We start from the raw sequence: 1,168 nt of genomic DNA, 5'->3' as shown, positions 1-1,168 counted from the left end.
CGTTCGCGGACTGCAGCGCGCGGAAGCGCTCCACCGTCGCCCAGAATGGCGCGATGCCTTGGGCCTTGAGCGCGCTCAGCTGCAGCACCTCGGGGTGCCACAGCGTGGTGTCGTGGTGCGCATGGTCGGCCCGACCGTGCTGCCCCAGGATCCGCAACGAGCTCGTGATCTGCGCGCGCGCGCGCGTGGCGGCATCAGCGTCGAGGTCGGCCTTGTTGATCACGACCAGGTCCGCCAGCTCCATCACGCCCTTCTTGATCGCCTGCAGGTCGTCGCCTGCATTGGGCAGTTGCATCAGGACGAACATGTCCGCCATGCCCGCCACCGCGATCTCGCTCTGGCCGACGCCCACGGTCTCGACGATCACGATGTCGTAGCCCGCGGCCTCGCAGACCAGCATCGCCTCGCGCGTCTTGGCCGCCACGCCGCCCAGCGTGCCGCTGGACGGGCTGGGCCGGATGTAGGCGGCGGGATGCACGGAGAGCTGCTCCATGCGGGTCTTGTCGCCCAGGATGGAGCCGCCCGAGACGCTGGACGACGGGTCGACCGCAAGCACGGCCACGCGATGCCCTTGCCCCACCAGCTGCAGGCCCAGCGCCTCGATGAACGTGCTCTTCCCGACGCCCGGAACGCCGCTGATGCCGAGGCGGAACGCGCGGCCCGTGTGCGGCAGCAGTTCGGTCAGCAGCGCATCGCCCTGCGTCCGGTGATCGGCGCGGGTCGATTCGAACAAGGTGATCGCCTTGGCCATGGCGCGGCGCTGCTCCACCGGCCCGCCACGCACGATCGCTTCGGCCAGGTTCACGCCGGCGTCCAATCGTGGCGGGCCCGCGGCAGCAGCACACCGAGCGCCCCCCTCCCTGCCTCCCCCCGAAGGGGGGAGGAGAAGAGCCAGGTCATTCCGAAACCGCCTTCCGGATCTGCTCCAGCACGTCCTTCGCGCTCGCCGGGATCGGCGTGCCGGGCCCGTAGATGCCCTTCACGCCGGCGTTGTAGAGGTACTCGTAGTCCTGTTGCGGAATGACGCCGCCCACGAACACAATGATGTCGTCGGCGCCCTGCTTCTCCAGCTCCGCGATGATCGCGGGCACCAGCGTCTTGTGGCCGGCGGCCAGCGTGCTGATGCCCACCGCGTGCACGTCGTTCTCGATCGCCTGCCGCGCGCATT

General features: G+C 69.8%; 2 protein-coding genes. Both read right to left on the bottom strand.

Annotated elements, in window-relative coordinates:
* On the bottom strand, positions 1 to 805 hold an 805-nt coding region (meaB, locus tag Q0L15_RS03790), incomplete at its 3' end, for a methylmalonyl Co-A mutase-associated GTPase MeaB (protein ID WP_296602356.1).
* 91 nt (positions 806 to 896) lie between these two features.
* Positions 897 to 1,168 (bottom strand): cobalamin-dependent protein (locus Q0L15_RS03785; RefSeq protein WP_366939532.1); only part of this gene is annotated, 272 nt, incomplete at its 5' end.

The organism is Nocardioides sp., from assembly GCF_024509035.1.
Taxonomy (GTDB): Bacteria; Actinomycetota; Actinomycetes; order Propionibacteriales; family Nocardioidaceae; genus Nocardioides.
Note: the sequence above shows the minus strand (reverse complement) of the source record. Positions and strands in the feature narration are given on the sequence as shown.